Source organism: Leisingera sp. F5 (genome assembly GCF_001593695.1).
Genome location: NZ_LUKH01000008.1, coordinates 1 through 21,216, shown reverse-complemented (window position 1 = coordinate 21,216; position 21,216 = coordinate 1). Strand labels below are relative to the sequence as shown.

General features: G+C 59.8%; 24 protein-coding genes. 15 read left to right on the top strand and 9 right to left on the bottom strand.

What is annotated here, in order from left to right; translation table 11 throughout:
- From A2I95_RS06510 to A2I95_RS06495, 4 genes are all read right to left on the bottom strand, one after another.
- The gene (locus A2I95_RS06510) at positions 1–1,389 is read right to left on the bottom strand and encodes an adenylate/guanylate cyclase domain-containing protein (RefSeq protein ID WP_291728986.1); all 1,389 of its coding nucleotides are present in this window, start codon (positions 1,387–1,389) and stop codon (positions 1–3) included.
- Positions 1,390–1,583: 194 nt separating this feature from the next.
- Positions 1,584–2,687 (bottom strand): site-specific DNA-methyltransferase, encoded by a 1,104-nt coding sequence (locus tag A2I95_RS06505; RefSeq protein ID WP_291728985.1) that lies wholly within the window; start codon positions 2,685–2,687, stop codon positions 1,584–1,586.
- Positions 2,688–2,794: 107 nt separating this feature from the next.
- Positions 2,795–3,412, bottom strand: coding sequence for a ribonuclease HII (locus tag A2I95_RS06500; protein ID WP_291729153.1), 618 nt, complete (start codon positions 3,410–3,412; stop codon positions 2,795–2,797).
- A gap of 95 nt (positions 3,413–3,507) precedes the next feature.
- Positions 3,508–4,023, bottom strand: coding sequence for a hypothetical protein (locus A2I95_RS06495; protein ID WP_291728984.1), 516 nt, complete (start codon positions 4,021–4,023; stop codon positions 3,508–3,510).
- A gap of 170 nt (positions 4,024–4,193) precedes the next feature.
- On the opposite strand from A2I95_RS06495, the gene A2I95_RS06490 reads away from it, so the two are divergent.
- The 3 genes from A2I95_RS06490 to A2I95_RS06480 all read left to right on the top strand — a co-directional run bounded on the left by A2I95_RS06490 (position 4,194) and on the right by A2I95_RS06480 (position 6,877).
- Positions 4,194–4,487 (top strand): hypothetical protein, encoded by a 294-nt coding sequence (locus A2I95_RS06490; RefSeq protein ID WP_291729152.1) that lies wholly within the window; start codon positions 4,194–4,196, stop codon positions 4,485–4,487.
- On the top strand, positions 4,459–5,160 hold the full coding sequence (locus A2I95_RS06485; protein ID WP_291728983.1) for a hypothetical protein: 702 nt from the start codon (positions 4,459–4,461) through the stop codon (positions 5,158–5,160). The genes A2I95_RS06490 and A2I95_RS06485 overlap by 29 nt, the downstream gene beginning before the upstream one ends.
- Before the next feature lie 142 nt (positions 5,161–5,302).
- Positions 5,303–6,877: a DUF427 domain-containing protein gene (locus tag A2I95_RS06480; protein WP_291728982.1), complete on the top strand. Its 1,575-nt coding sequence runs from the start codon at positions 5,303–5,305 to the stop codon at positions 6,875–6,877.
- Positions 6,878–7,121: 244 nt separating this feature from the next.
- Here the strand turns inward: A2I95_RS06480 and A2I95_RS06475 are convergent, their stop codons facing one another.
- Together A2I95_RS06475 and A2I95_RS06470 are read right to left on the bottom strand one after the other, a co-directional pair.
- Entirely contained in the window at positions 7,122–8,156 is a 1,035-nt protein-coding gene (locus A2I95_RS06475; protein ID WP_291728981.1) for an ACP S-malonyltransferase, read from the bottom strand.
- A complete protein-coding gene (locus tag A2I95_RS06470; RefSeq protein ID WP_291728980.1) occupies positions 8,153–10,342 on the bottom strand; it encodes an alpha-ketoacid dehydrogenase subunit alpha/beta in 2,190 nt (729 codons plus the stop codon). Before A2I95_RS06470 ends, A2I95_RS06475 begins: the two co-directional genes overlap by 4 nt.
- Before the next feature lie 908 nt (positions 10,343–11,250).
- Between A2I95_RS06470 and A2I95_RS42520 the strand changes: the two genes are divergently transcribed.
- The 3 genes from A2I95_RS42520 to A2I95_RS06460 all read left to right on the top strand — a co-directional run bounded on the left by A2I95_RS42520 (position 11,251) and on the right by A2I95_RS06460 (position 12,266).
- Positions 11,251–11,517, top strand: a complete 267-nt coding sequence (locus tag A2I95_RS42520; RefSeq protein ID WP_367150962.1) for a cyclic nucleotide-binding domain-containing protein — start codon at positions 11,251–11,253, stop codon at positions 11,515–11,517.
- Entirely contained in the window at positions 11,451–11,861 is a 411-nt protein-coding gene (locus tag A2I95_RS42515; RefSeq protein WP_367150960.1) for a Crp/Fnr family transcriptional regulator, read from the top strand. Before A2I95_RS42520 ends, A2I95_RS42515 begins: the two co-directional genes overlap by 67 nt.
- A 234-nt stretch (positions 11,862–12,095) precedes the next feature.
- Complete coding sequence (locus A2I95_RS06460; RefSeq protein ID WP_291728979.1) at positions 12,096–12,266, top strand: DUF1328 domain-containing protein; 171 nt, start codon at positions 12,096–12,098, stop codon at positions 12,264–12,266.
- Between the two features lie 87 nt (positions 12,267–12,353).
- Here A2I95_RS06460 and A2I95_RS06455 read toward each other — a convergent pair whose 3' ends face one another.
- The gene (locus A2I95_RS06455; RefSeq protein ID WP_291728978.1) at positions 12,354–13,169 is read right to left on the bottom strand and encodes a response regulator; all 816 of its coding nucleotides are present in this window, start codon (positions 13,167–13,169) and stop codon (positions 12,354–12,356) included.
- Positions 13,170–13,261: 92 nt separating this feature from the next.
- On the opposite strand from A2I95_RS06455, the gene A2I95_RS06450 reads away from it, so the two are divergent.
- Genes A2I95_RS06450 through A2I95_RS06435 form a run of 4 tightly spaced genes read left to right on the top strand, consistent with a single transcriptional unit; the run spans position 13,262 to position 17,243 of the window.
- Complete coding sequence (locus A2I95_RS06450) at positions 13,262–13,462, top strand: NepR family anti-sigma factor (protein WP_291728977.1); 201 nt, start codon at positions 13,262–13,264, stop codon at positions 13,460–13,462.
- A complete protein-coding gene (locus tag A2I95_RS06445) occupies positions 13,455–14,012 on the top strand; it encodes an RNA polymerase sigma factor (protein ID WP_291728976.1) in 558 nt (185 codons plus the stop codon). The genes A2I95_RS06450 and A2I95_RS06445 overlap by 8 nt, the downstream gene beginning before the upstream one ends.
- Positions 14,009–15,781: a sensor histidine kinase gene (locus A2I95_RS06440; protein ID WP_291728975.1), complete on the top strand. Its 1,773-nt coding sequence runs from the start codon at positions 14,009–14,011 to the stop codon at positions 15,779–15,781. Before A2I95_RS06445 ends, A2I95_RS06440 begins: the two co-directional genes overlap by 4 nt.
- The gene (locus A2I95_RS06435) at positions 15,759–17,243 is read left to right on the top strand and encodes a phospholipase D family protein (protein WP_291729151.1); all 1,485 of its coding nucleotides are present in this window, start codon (positions 15,759–15,761) and stop codon (positions 17,241–17,243) included. The genes A2I95_RS06440 and A2I95_RS06435 overlap by 23 nt, the downstream gene beginning before the upstream one ends.
- A 122-nt stretch (positions 17,244–17,365) precedes the next feature.
- On the opposite strand, the gene A2I95_RS06430 is transcribed toward A2I95_RS06435, so the two are convergent.
- Both A2I95_RS06430 and A2I95_RS06425 read right to left on the bottom strand, forming a co-directional pair.
- Entirely contained in the window at positions 17,366–17,491 is a 126-nt protein-coding gene (locus A2I95_RS06430) for an entericidin A/B family lipoprotein (protein ID WP_129369379.1), read from the bottom strand.
- A 10-nt stretch (positions 17,492–17,501) separates the two neighbouring features.
- Entirely contained in the window at positions 17,502–17,990 is a 489-nt protein-coding gene (locus tag A2I95_RS06425) for a hypothetical protein (protein WP_291728974.1), read from the bottom strand.
- Positions 17,991–18,314: 324 nt separating this feature from the next.
- Here A2I95_RS06425 and A2I95_RS06420 point away from each other — a divergent pair, with 324 nt between their 5' ends.
- From A2I95_RS06420 to A2I95_RS06400, 5 genes are all read left to right on the top strand, one after another.
- Positions 18,315–18,803, top strand: coding sequence for an MgtC/SapB family protein (locus A2I95_RS06420; protein ID WP_291728973.1), 489 nt, complete (start codon positions 18,315–18,317; stop codon positions 18,801–18,803).
- Positions 18,804–18,964: 161 nt separating this feature from the next.
- Positions 18,965–19,132 carry a NepR family anti-sigma factor gene (locus A2I95_RS06415; protein WP_291728972.1) on the top strand — a complete coding sequence of 56 codons (168 nt, stop codon included), beginning with the start codon at positions 18,965–18,967 and terminating at the stop codon, positions 19,130–19,132.
- Complete coding sequence (locus A2I95_RS06410) at positions 19,129–19,677, top strand: RNA polymerase sigma factor (RefSeq protein ID WP_291728971.1); 549 nt, start codon at positions 19,129–19,131, stop codon at positions 19,675–19,677. The genes A2I95_RS06415 and A2I95_RS06410 overlap by 4 nt, the downstream gene beginning before the upstream one ends.
- 169 nt (positions 19,678–19,846) lie before the next feature.
- A complete protein-coding gene (locus tag A2I95_RS06405) occupies positions 19,847–20,572 on the top strand; it encodes a Crp/Fnr family transcriptional regulator (RefSeq protein ID WP_291728969.1) in 726 nt (241 codons plus the stop codon).
- Between the two features lie 327 nt (positions 20,573–20,899).
- Positions 20,900–21,148, top strand: coding sequence for a hypothetical protein (locus A2I95_RS06400; RefSeq protein WP_291728967.1), 249 nt, complete (start codon positions 20,900–20,902; stop codon positions 21,146–21,148).
- The last annotated feature ends 68 nt before the right edge of the window (positions 21,149–21,216 follow it).

Below are 21,216 nucleotides of genomic sequence, written 5' to 3'. Positions count from 1 at the left end.
TTACGCCCAGGCCAGAACCGTCATCGGCTGATCCAGCCCGCGCACCTCTTGATCCGGGTGCCGGGTGTTACCTTCCAGCAGATCCAGGCCGATTTGCTCCGCCCTCACCTGCGTGGCCAGCGTTTCGCTGATCACAATCCCGGCCTGCAGCTTGCGGGTCAGGTTCTCCAGCCGGGCGGCGATGTTCACCGTCATGCCCAGCACCGCAAACTCCAGCCGGTTGGAACCAATGTCACCCAGCAGTGCCTCGCCATAATGAATTCCGATCCCGGCGCGGATCTCCGGTTTGCCGTGGCGGGCGCGCTCCCTGTTCCATGCCAACAGCGACTCGCGCATGGAATGAGCACAGGCCAGGGCATTGGTGGCATCCTGCCGGCCAGCAACCGGCGTTCCAAAAGTCGCCATCAGCCCGTCGCCAAGATATTTATCCAGCGTGCCGTGATGGCGGAACACCTCCCGCTCCATCCGGCCGTGGAATTCCCGCAACAGGTCAATCACCAAACGCGGGTCCATGCCTGAAGACAACCGGGTAAAGCCAACGATATCGATGAACAGCACCGCCACATCCTCGCTGCGAACTTGTTTCAGCGGCTCGTCGTTCTGCGACAGTTGATCCACCACATTGGGTGAAAAATAGCGTGACAGGTTCGCCCGTTCCCGTGTCAGGCTTGCATTGCTTCTGAGCAGCCCGTTGAACCGGCGCACTGAAAAGCCCAACGTCACTGCCACCAGCACAAATACCACTGCCTCCTGCACACGCAACTGAACCATAAAACTGTTGGGGTCGAAAAACTCCGCCAGCTCGGGCTCAAAACCCAAGGCGGCGTTCATGACTTCGGTAAGGCCGGGAACCGGGTTGGAGAACCACCAGACCAGCCCCAGCGCGCCCAGCCACATCGTAGCCGTCCATGTCCCGATCGCAATCACTGTGCGCCAAGAGTAAGCCATGGTGCCGGCGGCCAAGATGACAAAGAAGTACTGAAAATTATCAAATCTGTACTGCATGGCAACCGGTATGCTGCGGCTGTCAAACGGACTGGGCACGACCAGGCCGAACGTCATGATGAGAAGGTCCAGGAAGATCAGGAACAGCTCCAGCCGTGACTTTCCTACTTTTCCTGCGCGGCTGATGAACCAGCCATTGACGCATAATAGTGCAAGGATTCCATGATAATAGAGGATTTCCCAGGCCGGGTTCAGGAAGACGATGAAGACCGCGATTATGGGCAGCGCGATCCAACGCGCCCGTACCGCCAGCTGCAACCCCCGCCGCTTGTGGGCATCCAGAGCAGCCTCGGCAAATTTGCTTTCCGCAGATGACAGCTGCTGGCTGCCGGCTTGGAACGCTGGAACGGCTTCGGTCCCGGAGGCAAACGCGGTATCGGTCATGGGCTTTCCCCTCTTCCCGCTGGCTGTTGCAGCGTTATTACTGCAGATAGTTGCGCTGATATGAACAGGGAATAGCGCATCACAGGGCAGAAGCACAAAAAACCCCGCCTGATGCAGGCGGGGCAAGGTGTGCGCCTGTGCGTTAAGCACAAGCACCTGCAATAGGTTTTTTTACGTTCAGAAAAGCCCAGGCCTCAGTTTTGCATCTCAGCACGGATCTGCTGGCGCAGCACGTCGATCGGTACTGTCTTGCCCTCACGCTTAAAGCACCAGTAGGTCCAGCCGTTGCAGGACGGCGCGTTTTCCAGATGCGCACCCACCTGATGGATCGAGCCCTTGATGTTGTCGCCGATCAAAGTGCCGTCAGCCCGCACTTTGGCCTTGTGGCGGCGGTTCATCGAATACAGCTCTTCGCCCGGGCGCAGCATGCCGCGCTCGACCAGCTGGCCGAAGGGAACCCGCGGTGCCGCGCGTTTGCTGGCGGACACTTCCAGTGCCTCGCGGTCGAACTTGCGCACCGCCTTGATCCGCTTCTCTGCCACCTTGCGATATGCTTCCTCACGCTCAATGCCAATGAATTCGCGTCCCAGCATCTTGGCAACCGCACCGGTGGTGCCAGTGCCGAAGAACGGGTCCAGCACCACATCGCCCGGGTTTGTCGACCCGACCAGAATCCGGTGCAGCAGCGATTCCGGCTTTTGCGTCGGATGCGCCTTGTCGCCGTTTTCATCCTTCAGCCGCTCATGCCCGGTGCAGATCGGCAGCACCCAATCGCTGCGCATCTGGATGCCTTCATTCAGCGCCTTCAGGGCTTCGTAATTGAAGGTGTACTTCGCACCTTCCGACTTGGACGCCCAGATCATCGTCTCATGCGCGTTGGTGAACCGCTTGCCGCGGAAGTTCGGCATCGGGTTCGACTTGCGCCAGACCACATCGTTCAGCACCCAATACCCTGCGTCCTGCAGCACTGATCCGACACGGAAGATATTGTGGTAGGAGCCGATCACCCAGATGGAGCCGTTCGGCTTCAGCACCCGGCGCGCCGCCTTGAGCCACTCGCGGGTGAACTGGTCATAAACCGCAAAGCTGGAAAACTGGTCCCAGTGGTCATCCACGGCGTCGACTTTGGAATTGTCGGGGCGGTGCAGCTGGCCTTTCAGCTGCAGGTTATACGGCGGATCTGCAAAGATCAGATCGACCGAACTGGCCGGAAGGCTGTTCATCGCTTCGACGCAATCACCGCCCATAATCGTGTTTAAAGGGAGCGCTGCCGCGCCCTTTGTCATAGTTTTATTCATTGCTCTGCCTCATACCCGCGGCGCATTTTTGCGCTCATTAGGTTGTCCACAGGATGAGTCATCGCGGATTCGAGGTCAATTTGTTTATTAGAACAACACCCTACGGTTCACTCTTGATACAAGATGTTGTGTACGGGTTTGAATGACCGCCGATGATGTGGGGTCACGCCTAAATCAACTAATGCCGCGCGGTGCTGTTTCGAGGGGTAGCCTGCGTTTTTCTCCCAGCCATATCCCGGAAACTGTTGCGCCAAATCCACCATGATCCTGTCACGCACCAGTTTGGCGATAATCGAAGCAGCTGCGATGGAGACCGATAAGGCATCGCCCTTGACCACTGCTTCAGAGGGCAAAACCAGCCCTTTGGGGATCAAGTTGCCATCAATCAGCAGATAATCCGGTGCCGGATCCAGTGCTGCTACCGCGCGCTCCATCGCCAGATGCGAAGCACGTAAAATGTTCAGGGAATCAATCTCTTCGACTGAGGCATGCGCAACGGACACCTGACCAGAAGTCAAAATTCCGCCTTCCAGCGCTTCGCGTTTTTTAAGGCTCAGTTTCTTGGAATCATTGAGGCCTTCGGGAATGGCAGATATGTCCAGCACCACCGCTGCGGCAGTCACCGGCCCGGCCAGCGGGCCGCGGCCCACCTCGTCCACACCGGCAATTCTCAGGTACCCTTTGGCAAGGGCGGCATCTTCCAGGCTGTAGTCAGGTTGTGTCATGCCAGTCACAAAGCCAATTCAGGCCCGAAATTCAACCCGCACAAAAAAGAGGGGGCCTAAGCCCCCAAGTTTCTGCTGCCCGAAAGCGGATTTTGTTAGCGGTTGACCATCCGGTAGCCATGCTGCTTCAGACAGCGGGGTTTGTAACCGGTGCGGTCGCGTTTGCCGTTCCAGAAGGTCACCTTGCAGGCTCGCGGCAGATTCGGTGTGTACCCGTAATTGCGGTCGAGGCAGCCTTTGCCGGCCAGCGGATAATTGCGGCTGTAGCGCGGAAAGTAACGGACACACTGTGCCGGCAAGTCATAGCGGTGCACCCGCGGCGGCAGCGGCTTCACGTGCCCGCCATGGCGATTGTGCGAATTGTGCCTATGGCCGCCATGCCCATGGCCGCGCGGCGGGTTATAGGTCCGCGTGACATGACGGTCGTCATCCTTTCTGGCATCATTGATTGCAGCGCCCAGGATCCCCAGCAGGGCCATCCCGGCGATGAATTTGGCGACATCCTCGTCTGCGCGCGCCGGCGCTGCCGAAAAGCCGGTGATGGCGATTGAGGCTGCCACGATCAGCGCGATGAATTTGCGGTGCGGCTTGGAACCTTGTGTCTGGGCCATATCGGGACCTTTCTTTTGATTATCGGATGCGCAGCCTGTGCGCCGTTGATGACCCCAACCTGTCCCCACCGCCTTCAGACAGGCAATATCGGCCGCTTGTTATCGGATATCAGTCACCTCAACCCCCTGCGGTTATTGAATTTCAACGCCCGCCGCCGCAGGATGCCCCCATGAAACAGCACCTCCTGATACCCGCTCTTGCGGCTGCCCTTCTGGCGCTTTCTCCGCCGGCCCAGGCGGCTGATTGCTATGCTGATTACAAGGCCAAGCAAGACAACCCGCTGCGCCTGCATTATGGCGTGATCCAACTCTCCGGCACCTGCAAGAAAAAGGCTGCCCGAGGCGAGATCCAGGCCCGCATTGCACCCGGCGGCTGGAAGCTTTTGAATGTCCTGTCCATCTTCGGCCCCGAAGGCCTGCAGCAAAGGAAGGCCAATGCCGGATCCTACTATCTCCGTTTCTGAAGCCCGCGCGGCCGGCAGCAGGGTGATCGCGCTTGGCATTGCTGCCATGGTTGCGCTTCTGGTGGTTGCCGGCACTGTTCTTCTGCTGACGCTGCCCGATGCCAATGCCTTCAATGCACGGGTCGAACGGCTGTTTGTCGAAAACGATCTGACAGCCCAGGCCGAGATCAAGCTGCTGGAAATCCTGGCCCAGTCCGGTACCGCCTTTGCTGATACTCTGACCAGTTACAGGATGGTGATCTTTGTGCTGCTGGTCTTTGCAACCGCGATGCTGGTGGCTGCACTGACGGTGCTGGGCATGCTGGTGATGCTGAACCGGCGCATGGCGCAGATCGAACGGTCAGGCATTCAGGTCAATGAATTGCTGATCAGCCGCGATGAGAACACTGTCTACCTCAATAATATGGGGTTCAAACTGACCCCCGCCGCGATGGAAACCCTATCTGTTCTGGCAGAGGCGCGGCTGGACGACGACGTGCTGTCGGGCGCGGAGATCGAAGCCGTAATTTCCGGCCGCGCCTCCGCCGACTGCGAGGAGGCCGCCGGCGCCACCCGAATCAAACGCCTGCGGGACACGCTGGGCAACCAGATGGTGAGCGAACTGCTGGTCAAAAACATCGCCAAACGCGGTTATGTGCTGGCCATCAGCAGGGACGTGATCCGTATGGTCTGAACTGTCTGGCTCCGCTTTGCTCAACATCATGTGTTCAGATCTGGAATTTCTGTTCCCAGACCCCACATAGTCCAGAACCGGCCCACGCCGGCCGGTCCTGGTTTTCAGCACATTTCCGGCGCAAAGGACAAGGACCACAGGGATGGATGCACAGGTACAGGCACCGCATCGGGGCTACGGCATTGTTATCGAGCCGCTTGAAGGCTTGGTCACGGCCCGCCGCAATGGCACCGTTCTGGCGCAAAGCTCCCGCGCCAAGGTGATGTATGAAACCCGCCTTCCACCCGCAATTTATTTCCCGGCTGACGACGTGACTGCACCGCTGTCGCCCCACACCCCCTTGCAGACATTCTGTCCATTCAAGGGCACGGCCAGCTACCGCGATGTGCTGCTGACTGGGGGCGGCGTTCAAAACGGTGTTTGGTCTTATGAGGAGGCGATGCCGGAGGCAGCGGCCATCTCTGGCCATATTGGTTTTATGCCTGGCGCCGAGGCCGAATTCGACCTGGGCAGCAACAAGGTGGAGATGCCGGACTACGGCAATATCTCCGGCCCGGTGATCGATTGGCTGCTACGGGACGCCGCCCTGGTTCAAACCCCTGAGGACCTGACAGCCGCTCTGGCAGAAAAATTCGTTGAGCAAGGCATCTACTTGTCCCGCCTCTCAGTCATGGCCTGGTCGCTGCACCCGCTGATCGCGGGCAAGAACTTCATCTGGCAGAAGAAATCCGGCGAGGTCACCACCTATGCGCCGTCTTACGAAATCCACGACCACCCTGCCTATCAGAATAGCCCGCTGCGCCATGTCTCCAACGGCTTGGGCGGAGTGCGCCACCGGCTCGGCTGCTGCAAATCCGCGGATGCCTTCCCGATCCTTGAAGACCTGCGCAAGGAGGGGGCCACTGATTATGTCGCCATGCCGTTGCGGTTCTCTGACGGGCGCATCAATGTGCTGACCCTCACCAGTGATCACCCGAACGGCTTTTCCACTGCTAACCTGGGGCTGATATTCGAATGCTCCGATGTGATTGCCCGCTACTATGAAATCTTCATGCAGCGCGAAAACGCACAGTCGCTGCTGGAAACCTATGTCGGCAAGCGCACCGGTGCCCGGGTGCTGGGCGGTGAAATCCGCCGCGGTGACGGAGATGAGATCGACGCCGCCATCATGTTCTGCGATCTGCGCGGTTCCACCCGGCTGGAAGAACAGCTGGGCCGCCAGGACTATATCGCACTCCTCAACCAGTTCTTCGAGACCGCCTCCACCATCGTGCATGATCATGGCGGCGAAGTGCTGAAATTCATCGGCGACGCTGTGCTGGCGGTGTTCCCGGCCGGCAGCGATCCTGAAAAGGCCCGCACGCAGGCCCTGAACAGCGCCCGCACTATCGTGGCCCGGTTGGAGGAAATCGCCACCGAGGAGAACGGCCACCGTTGCGAAGCCGCCATCGGCATCGCCTACGGGCGCGTGACCTACGGCAACGTCGGCTCCCGCGAACGGCTGGACTTCACGGTGATCGGTCAGGCCGCCAACATCGCCGCCCGGCTGGGCGACTACGGCAAGACTGTCAACCACCCGGTCGTTGTCAGCCAGGACATCCTGAGCGATCCATCACAAGGCCTGTCTCTGGGCGCTGTCAGCTTGCACAACGTCTCCCGGCCCGTCACCTGTTTCGCAGTTCCAGCAGCGGCAGAACCGCAGGCCGCGGCCGAATAACCGCTTCCTGTGTTCAGCTGCAGGTCAAGGGCGGCCCAGCCGCAGCACCTTGCGCAGCTCACCCTTGAGGCGAGTATGAACGCGCCGCGCTGAAAACGGGGCCTTCAGGGCACTGTTCCCCCCGAAGGCCTTCTCAGCAAAAAACCTTCCGCACTGCCCCCAGGGCAGTGCCACGCCCAAGGCTGGTTTGCCTGCATCTATGATGCAGGCAACAGACGCGGGAGTTCCGCTGTCCGGGCCGGGCTCACCCCGTTACCAAAGAGCGTTGCGCGTCATCCCCCATCGAAATCAACAGCGGCGCCTCTGCCTGCCGCGCCTTGAAAGCCGGCTTTCCAGTCATCCCTTGCCAGCCGCATTGCACAAGAGATTGCGCAACTGCGCCGCCCAGCGTGGTACCGGGGCCGGTCACGATGAACAGATCCGGCGCGAACTCGCAGGCGGCGTTCTGTACCGCACGGGTAAAGTCATACGGCTTCACCACCTGATGCCCCAGCGTGTAGTCCGCCAGGGCCTGCGTATCCGTAGCGCCCGGCCACCAGATCTGCCCGCGACCGTCGATCAGCGGCACCTCCGGCTGCTGGAACAACTCCGCCCCCAGCTGCTTGCGCCCCTCAGAAGCCACCGGCGCTTGCAGCGCTGTATGGAACGCGGCGTGGTTGGCCAGCCGCATGGGGAAGCGGTCGTCCAGCACTGGCACCGCCGCCTCAAACGCTGACAGCCCGGCCTCGTTTCCGGCCAGCACCAGCATTCCGCCCAAGTCAATCGACAACGCCAGATCATGCCCCTCGCGCGCATTGATCTCTGCCGCCAGGGCCAGCAGCTCCGCCTTGCGCACGGGATCATTCTGCCAATCGGGGCCAGCAAAAGGATACACCAGCTGGCCACCGATCAGCTGCTGCTGCATCAGCGTGCCCATGGTGTTCACCACCTTGAACCCATCCGCCGCGCTCAACGCCCCGGCCGCCGCCAGCGCAATATACCACCCCATAGAGTTGCCGGTGACCGCGACAACGTCGATGTCCTCCGCCAACGACTGTGCATCCGCCAGCGCTGAGGCATAGATCAATGGCGAAGCAATGTCCCCACGGGAATACTTTGACACCGAAAACCGGGTTGCCCCGTCGAGCGCCGTGACGTCCTCCTGCCCGGCGTCCTTTCGCTGCGCATCAAATCCGGCGAACAGTGCCGCCTTGTCCGCATGGTGGCGGTGCAAATAACCGAGTTCCGCCTTGTTGTAAGTGCCCCGTCCCGGGCAGATCAAAACAGCCGTACGGGTCATGACTTGCCTCCTGCCAGCTTCAAAGCAGCTGCAACAATGCTATCCTTCGACGGCAGCGTGGCACCATAGGCCGGCCCTGTGGCAATAAAACAATCACTGGCCGCCACCCGCGCCGTTGGAGCATCGCCTTGTTCCGCAAACAGTGCCATCAGCGCCTCTGACAGGCTGCCTGTGATGCGGCATTCATCAACGACCAGCACATGTCTACAGCCTTTCACCGCCTCCAACAGCGCCGCCTCCGGCAACGGCGCCAGCCAGCGCAGATCCACAATTCGCGCGTCTACTCCCTGGACCGCCAGTTCCGCCTTCGCCTGGGTCGAGAGATACCGTCCATTGCCATAGGTCACGATGGCCAGATCGGTGCCTTCCCCATGCACACCCGCTTCGCCCAAAGCGATCCGCCGGTCCGGCGAGGGGTAGGTCCGCATCCAGCCGCCATCCTTCGTCTGATGCAGGTCCCGCATCGGATACAGCGCAATCGGCTCCACAAAGACCACCACCCGCTGCTCTTCGCGCGCCAGCCGCACCGCCTCGCGCATCATCATTGCAGCCTCAGCCCCATCTGAGGGACAGGCAATCACAATTCCAGGAATATCCCGCAGCACCGCCAGAGAGTTGTCATTGTGGAAGTGCCCGCCAAAGCCCTTCTGATAGCCAAGGCCCGCAATCCGCAGCACCATCGGGTTGGTGAATTGCCCGTTCGAAAAGAAAGGCAAAGTCGCCGCTTCGCCGCGCAGTTGGTCCTCGGCATTGTGCAGATAGGCCAGGAACTGGATCTCCGGGATGGGCACAAAACCATTGTGGCCCATGCCAATCGCCAGCCCCAGGATCGATTGCTCATCCAGCAGCGTGTCGATTACCCGGTCCGGTCCGAACCGCTGCTGCAATTTCTGGGACACGCCGTAAACGCCGCCCTTGCGGCCGACATCCTCGCCCATCATGACAATCTCGCCATGCTCCAGCATCAAATCCGTCAGCGCCCAGTTGATCAGCCGCGACATCGGCTGCGGCTCTTCCATCGCCCGCATGTCGCTGCCGAACGCCGCTGCCCTCTCCTCAAGGCTCGAGCCATTGGTGGGCGCACAGTCCCGTTTCGGCGGAACCAAACTGGCGACCACGTCCTCCGCAGTTTTCAGATGCGGCCGCGTGACGGCCTCCCTGCGAACCCGCTCCACCCGCGCACAGGTGTCCCGATAGATTTTCAGCGCCTCAGCCGGTTGCAGCGCCCCGGCCTCTGCCAGTAACCGCACTGAATGCAGCAGCGGGTCATTGGCCTCATCCGCCTCAATCTCGGCCTTGCTGAGGTAGGTGGTCGGGACATCCGCCCCGGCATGGCCATACAGCCGCACGGTGCGCAGATGCAGGAAGGCCGGCTTCTTGCGGGTCCGTACATACTCCGCGGCCTCTTGCGCTACTGCAAAAGCGTTATAGATATCCAGCCCGTCTGCCTTGAAATACTTGATGCCCGGCCGCTGCGCCATCGAGGCCTCGATCCAGCCCTTCGGCGTTTTCACGGAAATGCCGATACCGTTGTCCTCGCAGACAAACAGCAACGGCAGCGGCGTCGATTGCACCGAACTCCAGCCCGCGGTGTTGATTGCCCCCTGCGCGGTCGAATGGTTGGCCGAAGCATCCCCGAAGGAGCACATGACAATGGCGTCTTCCGGCAGCACCTGGTGCTCCGGCTGATGCCGCTTGGCTGCGCCGATGGAATAAGCCGCCCCCACCGCCTTTGGCAGATGCGAGGCAATGGTGGAGGTCTGCGGCGGAATCATTAAAGTCTTGGAACCCAGAACCTTGTGCCGGCCGCCTGAGGTCGGGTCTTCGCTGGAACAAGCAAAGGACAGCAGCATGTCCCAAGCAATCCGTTGACCCGGCACCTGATCCGCCCGGGCAATCTGGAACGCAGCATCACGGTAGTGCAGGAACGCCATGTCGGTCGGGCGCAACGCTTGCGCCACCGCTGCCATCCCCTCATGCCCCGAGGATCCGATGGTGTAAAACCCCTCGCCCGCCTTTTGCATTGCCCGGCTGGTCAAGTCCAGCGCCCGGCTCAACACCTGTGCACGGAATGTGCCGACTGCCTCTGAGACGCCAAGCGGCCCTGCTGGTGCCGCACCTGCAGGGAAGTCTGCGGCATTAACCCGGTCCAGGAAATTCTTATGCACAATCTGGGCGCGGTCCATGCGGCCTCCTTGGGATAAACTTTGGGTGCATTTATCCGCGAAGGCGCCATCAAGGCCAATGAGATTGCCTACTTGTTTCATTCCCAATTGGAATGATGTGACGTAAAATCAGTCCATTTTATCACGTCAAATCAGGACGATTTAGTACTAGCAGGACGATCCAACTTGATTGAGAAGCAAATATTATGAAATCTTTCAATAGGTTTTCAGATATACATCCAACCCCTTGTGTTACTCAGTCTCGGCACACGGATTTGTTGGCGGGTTGGCAGCCGCTCTTGGCGACACTTGTGCCAATGTCGGCACCACTCTTGCAAAGCAAGCCTGCCACATGAACGGAACGACCGTGCAACACTGGGCTGCAAGCTGACCCGGCGCAGCAACTCATTTCCGGATCGCATGATGCTCTTGCGAGCTGCCAGCTGCGCCTGAACCATCCTGGTGGAAACCGGCCGGGCAAGCACCGGCCATCTCAAGCGCGGTGAGTGCCCGTCCAGTTCATCTTCGGCCGCATCTCCCAATAGGACAAGCCGCCCGCCGCGCCTCTGAACTGCCTGATCAATCTTGAGCCTGATAACCTGTTCGGATCCCGCTTCGACAAAAGCCACCGCAATCCGCCGGTTTGGCGTGATCTACATCAGCGCGCATTCATGCCCCTTTTGCACGCTGATTTCGGCCACCGGATCGAAGTCCGAGATGGTATCGCAGATATCGCAAGTGATCAGATAGTTTCTGGATACGATCAGATAAGCATGTGTCCTGTTTTTACTGGGCTTCTCAATTGCTGCCGCCCCCTACTACCCAAGCAGGTTGGAACTTTCCCGGCGCCTGCGCATCAAACTGTGACATAGCTGCGAAGGGAAAAGGCCATGCCACCCAGAAGTTTAAAACCGGGGAGCTTACGGTAGATGCTGGCAATCCTTCTTGAAGGGTCGAACAGCCCGCAGCTCTACACCGTGCTTAAGGGCGTAGGCACGCGCTACGCGACGCTGGAAAATGGCCGCCGCCAAGTGACTAATTTCCTGTTCCCGGGCGATTTTGCCGGCCTGCAAACCAGCCTGATGGGAGAGATGAAGCATTCCGTGGAAGCGGGCACCCCGATGGCGCTGTGCGTGTTCCCCGCGCTGCCCTGTTCGAGCTTTTCCAGAAGCAGCCGGAGCGCGCCTACGACATGACTTGGATAGCTGCGGTCGAAGAGCATTTCCTGGGAGAACACATCGCTTCCTTGAGGCAACGGGATGCCTCGCAGCGCATTTTCTGGGCACTGGTGCGAATTTTCGAGCGGCTTAAATCGGTGGGCATGGAAGTAAAGGGTACAGTACCGTTGCCATACTGCCCGCAGGATCTGGCAGATGCGCTTGGCGTGTCGCTGGTGCATACCAACAAGATGCTGAAAACGCTGCCGGACAGCAAACTTGCAATATGGCAGAATGGAATCCTGCAAATCAGGAACCTGCCCGCGCTTGCAGAAATGGCGATGATCAAACTGACAGTACCTGAACGGCGACCGTTGATCTGATACAGCCTTATCCCTGGCGTTTGACCGCCGGTCTTCTGCGGTGGGGCTTTTCCCGTCCACGGGTCATGTAGGGAAGGGTACCGGCCAATTCCGTTGCCTGTACCTGATCTGCGAATTCGCCCTGACGTGTCCCAGCAAACTCCCGACTGGTTATAAAGCCACGAACCACAATTTGGAACTTTTGTCGGTTAGAGGGGTTTTACTAGCAGCAACTCGCAACCGAAAGGACACGGCATGCTCTATTGGGCCCTCGTTTTCCTGGCCGTTGCCATCATTGCCGGCATCTTCGGATTTGGCGGCATCGCTTCGGCCTCCGCTGGGATCGCACAGATCCTGTTTTTTATTTTCCTCCTTCTGTTTGCACTGGCGCTGATCCTGCGCGTCCTTCGCGGTACCTCCCGCTAACTCCTACGATACCTGAAGTCAGCGCGGCCTCCTACCCGGTCCGGAACCCGGACCGGGTCTTGTGTTCTGTATCCCTGCGGGCGCTGTTTAAACTCTCAGCGTTTCAGTCGAGGAAAAGAACATCGCTTGGCTCACTGCTGAACGCACCTGATCTTCGGTATATGGCTTTGAGATAAGAAACGCCGGCTCCGGCCCCTCGCCGGTCAACAGGCGTTCGGGGTAGGCCGTAATGAATATCACCGGACGTTCACCGTGTTCGGCTAATATGCGATTAACCGCATCGATGCCGCTGGAGTTATCTGCCAGTTGGATATCCGACAGGATCAGTTCAGCCGGGGCCTTGGCGGCCAGATCCAGCGCGCGGGTCTCGGTGCGGGCGATGCCTGTCACGCTGTGGCCCATTCCTGAAACGATGGCTTCGAGATCCATTGCGATGACCGCCTCGTCCTCGATGATCATGATCCGGCCTGAGGTGACGCGCGACATTTCCTCATAAGCGATAGAGATCAGCTCAGAGGCTTCGCTTTCGCTCACGCCCATGATGATGCCAGTATCAGCAGCACTGAACTCTTCGATGGTGTGAAGCAGCAGCGCTTCACGGGTGTTCGGCGTAAGCCGCCGCATGTGTTTCTGTGCCTTGGCCGCCAGACTTGTACCGTCGACCTCTTCCCCGGCGGGGGCGCCGGACGAGGACCAGATCGCATGAAAGACGCGGAACAGTGCGACTTTGGGGGAAAGCCCGCTGTCGTAATCACTTTCGCCGGTCAGGATGGCTTCAAGCGAAGCCAGCGCATATTTGTCGCCGCTGCTTTGGCTGCCTGTCAGTGCCCGGGCATAACGGCGCAGGTAGGGTAGGTTTGCGCCAATCTGGCTTGCGATCAATTCTCCCGATTGAGCGGTCATTTTGCGTCGTCCCTTTTTTTGCAATACATATGGAACTATACGCGCCTCCCTGCGTTTAGTTCCAGAAACTGCGCAAAAAACTGATGGATTGAATGACACAGCCACGACGCGCCCGGCCGCGCAACGAACAGGCCGACCGCGAAATTGACGAAAATCTCAAGCGGGCTTTCGATCAGATCGCGAGTGAACCGGTGCCGGACCGGTTCACCGATCTGTTGAAGCAGCTGAAGGAAAAGGAAGCGCGCGCGCCCCGCGCCCCGGATCAGCCTGAGGAGAACCGCTCCGATGACTGACCCCGCACCTGATCCGAGAGAGGACCTCGTCAACCACTTGGGCGCCTTGCGCGCTTTTGCGCTCAGCCTTGCCCGCAATGGGGCCACAGCCGATGATCTGGTGCAGGACACGCTGGTCAAAGCCTGGACCAACATCGACAAGTTCAAAACCGGCACCAACATGCGGGCCTGGTTGTTCACCATTCTGCGCAACACCTATTATTCGCTGCGCCGCAAGCGCAAGCGCGAGGTGGAGGATACAGATGGCGCGTTGTCCGGCGCCCTGACGCAAAAGCCCGATCACGACGGGCGGCTCCACATGCGCGATTTCAACGCCGCATTTGCGCAATTGAACGACGAGCAGCGCGAAGCTCTGGTGCTGGTTGGGGCAGGCGGATTTTCCTATGACGAGGCAGCAGAAATGTGCGGCGTGAAGACCGGAACTGTCAAAAGCCGGGTAAACCGTGCCCGTGCCCGCCTGGCCGAGCTGATGGAACTGGATGAAGAAAACAAAATGGAACTGACTGATACGGTCACGGCTGGGATCGTTGCCCAGCAAAACGCCGCATGATCAAAGTCCCACGGCTGCAGGCCGGAAGCCTGCTGGTACGCCTGGCCGCGCTGATGACATTTGCGCTGCTGCCGCTGGGCCTGATCGCGCTGTATCAGACCAACGCCGTGGTGGCGGAAGCCAACCGGCTGTCCCATGCATCATTGCTGGCCTATACCCAGCAGGCTGCAGCTAGAGAACGTGAGCTTCTACAGCGGGCCGGCGGCGCCACAGAAGGGCTGGCCGCCGCGATCCTGCCGGTATTCGGCACCGGCGGCCGCTGTGCAGACATGATGAAGGCGTTTACCCAGGGCCAGAATCCGTTCACTTTTGCAGCCTTCATCACACCCGACGGCGCGATGGAATGCGCCTCGGACGGCAGCATCGGGAACGTCTCCGAGAAGTGGCTGTTTCTCAAGGCCCGGCAGGCCGCCCGCCTCTCGTTTGCAGCGGGTCAGGACATTTTGGGCGGAGGCGGCCCTCAGCTGGTGGCAACCAGCCCGGTGCAGCGCGACGGCATCCTGCTTGGCTATGTGTCCATCGCGGTCCCGCACCAGCTGACCAAGTCACTGGCAGGCACTAAATGGGCCGATCAGGGCATCCGGTTTGTCACCTTGGACGCACAAGGGGAAATCCTGTCCGCAAGTGTTCCGGAACAGCAGGCCACACAGTCACTGCCGGTTTCGGTCCCGCGCCGGAAATTGCTGCAGCAGGCCGGCAGCACATTCTTTGAAGATGCGCGCTCTGGCCTGGAACGTTTTTATGCAGTGAGTGAGATCCTGCCCGGCCAGGTCGCCGTTGTCGGCAGCTGGCCAGTGGAAAATGCCATGTCGGTGAGCGCCAGCCCAACCTCCTGGATGACCCTGGCTTTTCCGGCCCTGATGTGGATTGCCGGGATTTCCGTTGCTATCCTCGGTTTGCAGCAAATGGTGATCCGCCATCTCAGCGCATTGCGCAGGGCAATGCGGCGCTACGCGCTGGGGGAACGCGAAGACGCAACTCTCGAACTCAACGCCCCCCCGCGGGAGTTCGGGGAGGCCCAGCAGTCCTTCAACCGTATGGTGGCGATCCTCAGCGAAGCAGAGCGGCGGCGTGAACTTGACCTTGAGGAAAAGACCATGCTGCTGCGCGAGGTGCATCACCGGGTGAAGAACAACCTGCAGCTGGTGGCGTCTATCATGAATATGCAGGGCCGGAACGCGCAGACGCCCGAAGCCCGGCGGATGTTGTCTCAGTTGCAGCGCCGGGTGCGAGGGCTGGCCACCATCCATCGCGGCCTGAACACCAACCCAGACGTTTCCACCGTCGATAGCCGCGAGCTGATCAACGAATTGATCGCGGAGATCGGTTCCATGAATGCAGGTACCGGACAGGACGTCGCGATTGTAACGGACCTTGCACAGATACCACTTAGCCAGGATCAAGGAGTAACCCTGTCGATGCTGGTATCGGAGGCGATGACCAACGCGGTCAAATATATCGGCGTGCCCGACGGGGGACGGCCGGAAATCAGCGTCAGCCTGCGCGAAACGGCCGAAAATTGGCTGGAACTGGAGTTGACCAACACCAAAGGACAACCGCTGCTGGATTCAGAGGAGGAAATCGGCGGAACTGGTATCGGAGCGCGGCTGATGGCTGCCTTTGCCACACAGCTTGACGGCGAAGCTGCCACGAGCGAAACAGAGGACAGGTATACCTACCAGCTGGGCTTTCCCGCCGTAGCAGGGGCCGTACCACCAGCGGCCCCTATGACGGAACAGGAGCATGATGCAGCAGAGCCCGCCGCCTGAAAACCACTGCGGGGATTTTGCGGTGCTGATCACAGCGGAGCAGGCATGGCCTGCCTTCGAACGTGCAGTGATGGATGCCCGGTGCGAGATCATTGCCAGCTTCCGCCTGTTCGATTTCGCCACCCGCCTGCTGAGCCCCGAAGCGCTGGAAAGCGGCGCAACCTGGGCTGATCTGATCGCTGATGCCCTGCAGCGCGGGGTGCGGGTCCGGCTGGTGGTTAGCGACTTCGATCCCGTTATGGCTGCGCCATTGCATGCCGCCGCACAGCAGACGGTGAAGCAGGCGCAAAAGATCATGGCAAGGCTCAGCAGTGAGCAGGCTGCGCTGCTATCGGTCTCCGCCGCGCTGCATCCGGCGCGGGCGGGACTGGTGCCGCGGCTTGCCTTTTCGCCGTTCGTTTTGCGCAAACTGCGCAAGCTGCCCAAACGGTTGCGGCCTGCCGCGGCCAGCCGTCAGGGGGTGCCGCAGCTTTACCCGGTTTCGCAGCACCAGAAAGTCGCGGTGATCGATCGTGAGGTTCTTTACATCGGCGGTCTGGATCTGAACCGGCGCCGCTTTGACACGCAGGAGCATGACCAGCCGGCGCATGAAACATGGGCCGATGTGCAGCTGAAGGTGCGCGGACCCGAGGCCCAGGAGGCGGCAAGCCATCTGGAGCGCTTTCAGGATGAAATCGCCCTGCGCAAGCAACCGCCCGAAGGCAAGCATATCCGCCGCACGCTTTCAGCACCGCGTCGCGCCGGTTTCTGGGCCTTGTCGCCGAGGACGGTCCTGAAGGAGATCGAAGATGACCACCTGGAGGCCTTCGAACAGGCCCGGCAGCTGATCTATCTGGAAACCCAATATCTGCGGTCCGGCGTGATTGCGCGCGGGCTGGCAGATGCCGCACGCAGAAACCCGGACCTGTCGCTGATCCTGATCCTTCCCGCGCTGCCCGAGGAAGTCGCCTTTGATGAAAGCCGCGAATTGGATGCGCGCTATGGCATGGCGTTGCAGGCCGAAGCGCTGCAGGACATCAGCACCGCCTTCGGTGCGCGTGCCTGCATTGCCAGCCCGGTTCAACGCCGCATGGCAGCCCGCGAAGCGCCTTCGGTGCTGGCGGGATCACCGATGATCTATCTGCACAGCAAGGTTCTGCTCACCGACCAGGATTTCGCCATGGTGGGTTCAGCCAATCTGAACGGGCGTTCGATGCGATGGGATACAGAGGCGGCGTTGCGGATCACACAGCAAGACAGGGTCAGGCTGCTGTGGCATGCGCTGGCGCGGCACTGGTGGCAAGAGGATTTGCCGGCGGAGGCGCTGGACCCCGCCGGTGCAACTGCCTGGTGGCAGAACGAAATCCGCCGCAACAAGGTGCGCCGCCCCGAGGCGCGTCGCGGACTTCTGGTTCCGCATGACCCCGATAGGATGTCAGAACTGCAGCAACCTTTGCCGGGGGCGACTGAAGACATCGTCTGAACTGCCGGCAGCGCGCTTTGCGAGACATTCCAACGCAACTGGCTCAAATGGCCCGGCGCCGTTAAGCCGCCGGGCTAGATGCATCCAGGAAATACAGCAGGTTCTATTCTGCAGGTTCTATTCTACTGTGCTTCCTGGGATTCTTCAGTGATTTCATTGCCCAGGTTCGACACGTCTCTGCCGAAGCCTTCGGTTGTTTCACAGGCGGCCAAGCCGGCCAGTGCGAATAGTGCGAGAATAATGCGCATAGTCTTTTCCTTATTTCAGTTTCGACGCAACGTTGCCTGCGAAGGCATCGATGATGGCGGTGTAGAACACTTCGCTGTCCACCGCGACGGCGGCAGGGTCAGTGCCTTCGGGGTAATATGTACTCAGCTGGTCTGCCGAGACGGTCAGATCGTAACGCATATCCTTGGATGCGTCGGGCATATCGATGTCCACATCGCCTTTCAGCATCCATTCTCCAACGCCTAGGGCCTGTTCGAAATTGCTGGCCAGCATAACGGAGTCGATCTCAACATGGATTTCCGCCGCCTCTTCAGTATCTTCATCCGCGATTTGGCCGACGAGACGCTCAGCCAGGGCGGTTTCCAAGTCTGTTTCCAGGCTGGTCCAGACTGCGGCTGCCGGGTAATTCTCGATCGCGCTCAGGTCTGCCGTCACGTCTATTTCGGAGACTTTTGAGCCGGCTGCAGCTGCCGTCGCCATAGCCGTAACAAGGGCGGTGGTGCGGATCAGATGAGTCATGTTTTTATGCTCCTTACATTTCTGCCCCTCTTGGGGATGCACCGAAGCAACGCGCGGGCTTCTTGAAAGGTTCCTCGATTGACCGGAGAAATTTTGGATAAGATCGGATTCTCGCAAGTTTTCCTTTAAAGAACAGCCCTTAGGCGCAGGAAACGGAGCACGGATGCAAGCGCCTGTTCGCGCAAAGGAGCATTCGAACTGGTACCTGGCAGCGAGCCCGCAGGAGGATCCAGGTCAGGGAACTCTTGGTAGTTTCAAGCGTTTGCCAAGCACAACCCTGCAGCCGCGCGGGGAACAGGAGTGGTGGCGGGGAGGATCGGCTGAATGGACATATTTGCAGGCGTAGGAAGCTCTTCAACACAGCTGGACTGGGCCTTGCGACTGGCCGTTGCCCGGGCAGGCGGTGCACTGCTGGGACTGGACCGGGAATTGCGCCACCGCCGGGTGGGTATCCGTACCTACATGATGGTTTCGCTTGGTGCTGCCGCTTTCGTTATCCTGGGGCTGGAATTCGGCCGTCAGATGCAGGCCGAGGGCCTGTCTTCGGATCCGACCCGCGTGACCCAAGGGCTGATGGGTGCAATAGGCTTCATCGGCGCGGGGGCGATAATCAAGGGCGACAAGCGGGTCGGCGGCATCACCACGGCAGCCAGCATCTGGGCTGCCGGCGCGGTTGGAATGGCGGCAGGCCTCGGCTTCACAGTGATGGCTTTTCTCACGGCAAGGCTGGCGGCCCTGCTTCTGTCGGTCAGCCGTCTAATGGCGCATCGTGGCGCAGATGACGGGCCTGACATCAGCTGTCTTCCCCGGTGAGCTTCGGCTTGAGAGAAGGCAGGCAAACCGGCGTCAACGCGCCTATCGATATCTGCGATGGGTGGAGAACTCATCCGGCTACCCCTGATTTTACGGCACCCGGCAGGAACCATTCCCGTCTTGACGCGTTGGCTTCCGGTGAGCGTCGAGCAGAGGGAAGAATGGCAAAACCAGAACACCACCACCAAGTGCCTCGTGCTGCGGACCATATCGACCGCAACTTGAAGAAGGCTTTTGACGAATTAGCGGCGGAACCGCTGCCAGAGCGGTTCACCGATCTGCTGAAGCAGCTGCGCAAAGCTGAGCTTCATAAGAAGGACATCCAATGACAGCTGATCCGCGCGATGAGTTGACCGAGCATCTCGGCGCGCTGCGCGCCTTTGCGCTCAGTCTCACCCGGAATTCCGCAACCGCCGATGATCTGGTGCAGGACACGCTGATCAAGGCCTGGACCAACATCGGCAAATTCAAATCAGGCTCCAACATGCGGGCTTGGCTGTTCACGATCCTGCGCAACACTTTCTATTCGCTGCGCCGCAAGCGCAAGCGCGAGGTAGAAGATGCCGACGGATCACTGGCTTTGGCGCTGGCCTCCAAGCCCGATCACGACGGCCGCCTGAACATGCGCGATTTCATGCAGGCCTTCGACCAGCTGCCGGACACACAGCGCGAGGCGCTGACCCTGGTGGGTGCAGGCGGGTTTTCCTATGAGGAAGCCGCCGAAACCTGCGGTGTAGCGGTTGGCACGATCAAAAGCCGGGTCGGGCGCGCCCGTGCTTCACTTGCAGATCTGCTGCACCTGAAAGATGACGAGGCACTGGAGCTGACCGACAGTGTGACAGCCGGGATTCTATCCAAGAACCCCGCTGCCTGAATATCTGGTCCGTGTGTCAGTCGTGCGCTGCTCCTAACGGAGAGCGCGGTCTTGCCCTGCGTCTTTTTTCTTCCCAGAGGCCGGACCAGCTGACAATAGTAGCGCAGGCGCATCCGCTGGGCATCTGCACAGGCAGAACGGAGCCGCGCCTCTGCCGGTGAGGCTGGCCATGACAACCAATTGCGAAAACTGCCCGCTGCGCAGGCAGTCCTTGTTCCTGGAATTCTCGCCGGAAGAAGCCGACTTCATGCAGCGCTTCAAGACTGGTGAAATGCAGGCAGGCCCCGGAACCCACCTGCTGACCCAGGGGGAAAAATCACCGCAACTGTTCACCGCCCTGTCCGGCATGGGGCTGAAATACAAGATGCTAAGCGATGGCAGCCGCCAGGTGGTCGGCTTTGTGATGCCCGGAGACTTTCTAGGCCTGCAGGCCGGGGTGATGGGGGAAATGGGCCACTCGGTCGAGGCCGTGACAGATATGACGCTCTGCGTGTTCAACCGCGCCGACATCTGGGATCTGTTTGCTTTCCACCCCGAACGCGCCTTTTCTGTTGCCCATCTGGCCGCGGTCGAGGAACACTTCCTGGGTGATGCGCTGGCCGCAGTCGGGCAACGCCCGGCTTATGAGAAGATCGCCTGGGCAATGGCCCGTTTCTTTCGCCGCGCGGAAGGTACTGGTCAGGTTCGTAAGAATTCGGCCCCCCTTCCCTTTATCCAGCAGGATTTTGCGGACGCTTTGGGCTTATCTCTTGTCCACACCAACAAGCAGCTTGCACAATTGCGCAAGAATGGCGTCCTGAGCTGGCAGCAAGGTACGCTGACGATCCATGATATGGGCAAGCTGGAGGAGCTGGCGGGTGAGGAAAGCCATGTCCGTGAACGTCCGCTGGTCTGATCCGTTACGTTGCCTGACCGGCGCCCTGCAGCACCTTTGCGCAGGGAAAAGAGCCACAGAGTTTTGCGTTCCTAGCATTTCTTGGGGAACAATTCTGCGTGCTGTGCGTCTTACAGAAGTTAGCAGCGCTTAAACGCTGCCGGACCCGTCCCCAATTGGTCCATGCACTACCCCCGCCGCTGTTCCGGCGGGGGTCTTTTTCTTTTGTGTTCAGCTCGTTGAGACTTGCAGAGACACGCAACTTTTTGACGCATCGGGCGGCTTTTACGGAACCTTTCCGACCGCGGTCACGTTGGTTGGATGAAGCAACCCGAAAAAGACAGTATCATGAAACCTCCTATTATTTTTGCCGCCGTCGCTGGCATCCTTGTCCTGGCATTTGGTATCTACATGATCGACATTGATCAGACCGAGGAAATCCGTCTTCCTGATGTGGATGTCTCTGTCGAAAGCGGTCAGCTGCCGGAATTCGACGCCGAGGTTGGCGACATTGAAACCGGCACGGAAGAATTGACCGTGACGGTCCCCACCGTCGACATTCAAAGCCCTGAAGAAGACGCCAGCGACGGCAGCTGATCAAGCGTCCTGGCTTGCACAAAGCGCAGCGGCGGCCGCTGCGCTTTTCTTTTGCGCAGCATCCGCAG

Bases quoted from the DNA above. Each gene is read 5' to 3' on its own strand.
- A2I95_RS06510 (WP_291728986.1), bottom strand. From the start codon at position 1,389: ATGACCGATACCGCGTTTGCCTCCGGGACCGAAGCCGTTCCAGCGTTC.
- A2I95_RS06505 (WP_291728985.1), bottom strand. From the start codon at position 2,687: ATGAATAAAACTATGACAAAGGGCGCGGCAGCGCTCCCTTTAAACACG.
- A2I95_RS06500 (WP_291729153.1), bottom strand. From the start codon at position 3,412: ATGACACAACCTGACTACAGCCTGGAAGATGCCGCCCTTGCCAAAGGG.
- A2I95_RS06495 (WP_291728984.1), bottom strand. From the start codon at position 4,023: ATGGCCCAGACACAAGGTTCCAAGCCGCACCGCAAATTCATCGCGCTG.
- A2I95_RS06490 (WP_291729152.1), top strand. From the start codon at position 4,194: ATGAAACAGCACCTCCTGATACCCGCTCTTGCGGCTGCCCTTCTGGCG.
- A2I95_RS06485 (WP_291728983.1), top strand. From the start codon at position 4,459: ATGCCGGATCCTACTATCTCCGTTTCTGAAGCCCGCGCGGCCGGCAGC.
- A2I95_RS06480 (WP_291728982.1), top strand. From the start codon at position 5,303: ATGGATGCACAGGTACAGGCACCGCATCGGGGCTACGGCATTGTTATC.
- A2I95_RS06475 (WP_291728981.1), bottom strand. From the start codon at position 8,156: ATGACCCGTACGGCTGTTTTGATCTGCCCGGGACGGGGCACTTACAAC.
- A2I95_RS06470 (WP_291728980.1), bottom strand. From the start codon at position 10,342: ATGGACCGCGCCCAGATTGTGCATAAGAATTTCCTGGACCGGGTTAAT.
- A2I95_RS42520 (WP_367150962.1), top strand. From the start codon at position 11,251: ATGCTGGCAATCCTTCTTGAAGGGTCGAACAGCCCGCAGCTCTACACC.
- A2I95_RS06460 (WP_291728979.1), top strand. From the start codon at position 12,096: ATGCTCTATTGGGCCCTCGTTTTCCTGGCCGTTGCCATCATTGCCGGC.
- A2I95_RS06455 (WP_291728978.1), bottom strand. From the start codon at position 13,169: ATGACCGCTCAATCGGGAGAATTGATCGCAAGCCAGATTGGCGCAAAC.
- A2I95_RS06450 (WP_291728977.1), top strand. From the start codon at position 13,262: ATGACACAGCCACGACGCGCCCGGCCGCGCAACGAACAGGCCGACCGC.
- A2I95_RS06445 (WP_291728976.1), top strand. From the start codon at position 13,455: ATGACTGACCCCGCACCTGATCCGAGAGAGGACCTCGTCAACCACTTG.
- A2I95_RS06440 (WP_291728975.1), top strand. From the start codon at position 14,009: ATGATCAAAGTCCCACGGCTGCAGGCCGGAAGCCTGCTGGTACGCCTG.
- A2I95_RS06435 (WP_291729151.1), top strand. From the start codon at position 15,759: ATGCAGCAGAGCCCGCCGCCTGAAAACCACTGCGGGGATTTTGCGGTG.
- A2I95_RS06430 (WP_129369379.1), bottom strand. From the start codon at position 17,491: ATGCGCATTATTCTCGCACTATTCGCACTGGCCGGCTTGGCCGCCTGT.
- A2I95_RS06425 (WP_291728974.1), bottom strand. From the start codon at position 17,990: ATGACTCATCTGATCCGCACCACCGCCCTTGTTACGGCTATGGCGACG.
- A2I95_RS06420 (WP_291728973.1), top strand. From the start codon at position 18,315: ATGGACATATTTGCAGGCGTAGGAAGCTCTTCAACACAGCTGGACTGG.
- A2I95_RS06415 (WP_291728972.1), top strand. From the start codon at position 18,965: ATGGCAAAACCAGAACACCACCACCAAGTGCCTCGTGCTGCGGACCAT.
- A2I95_RS06410 (WP_291728971.1), top strand. From the start codon at position 19,129: ATGACAGCTGATCCGCGCGATGAGTTGACCGAGCATCTCGGCGCGCTG.
- A2I95_RS06405 (WP_291728969.1), top strand. From the start codon at position 19,847: ATGACAACCAATTGCGAAAACTGCCCGCTGCGCAGGCAGTCCTTGTTC.
- A2I95_RS06400 (WP_291728967.1), top strand. From the start codon at position 20,900: ATGAAACCTCCTATTATTTTTGCCGCCGTCGCTGGCATCCTTGTCCTG.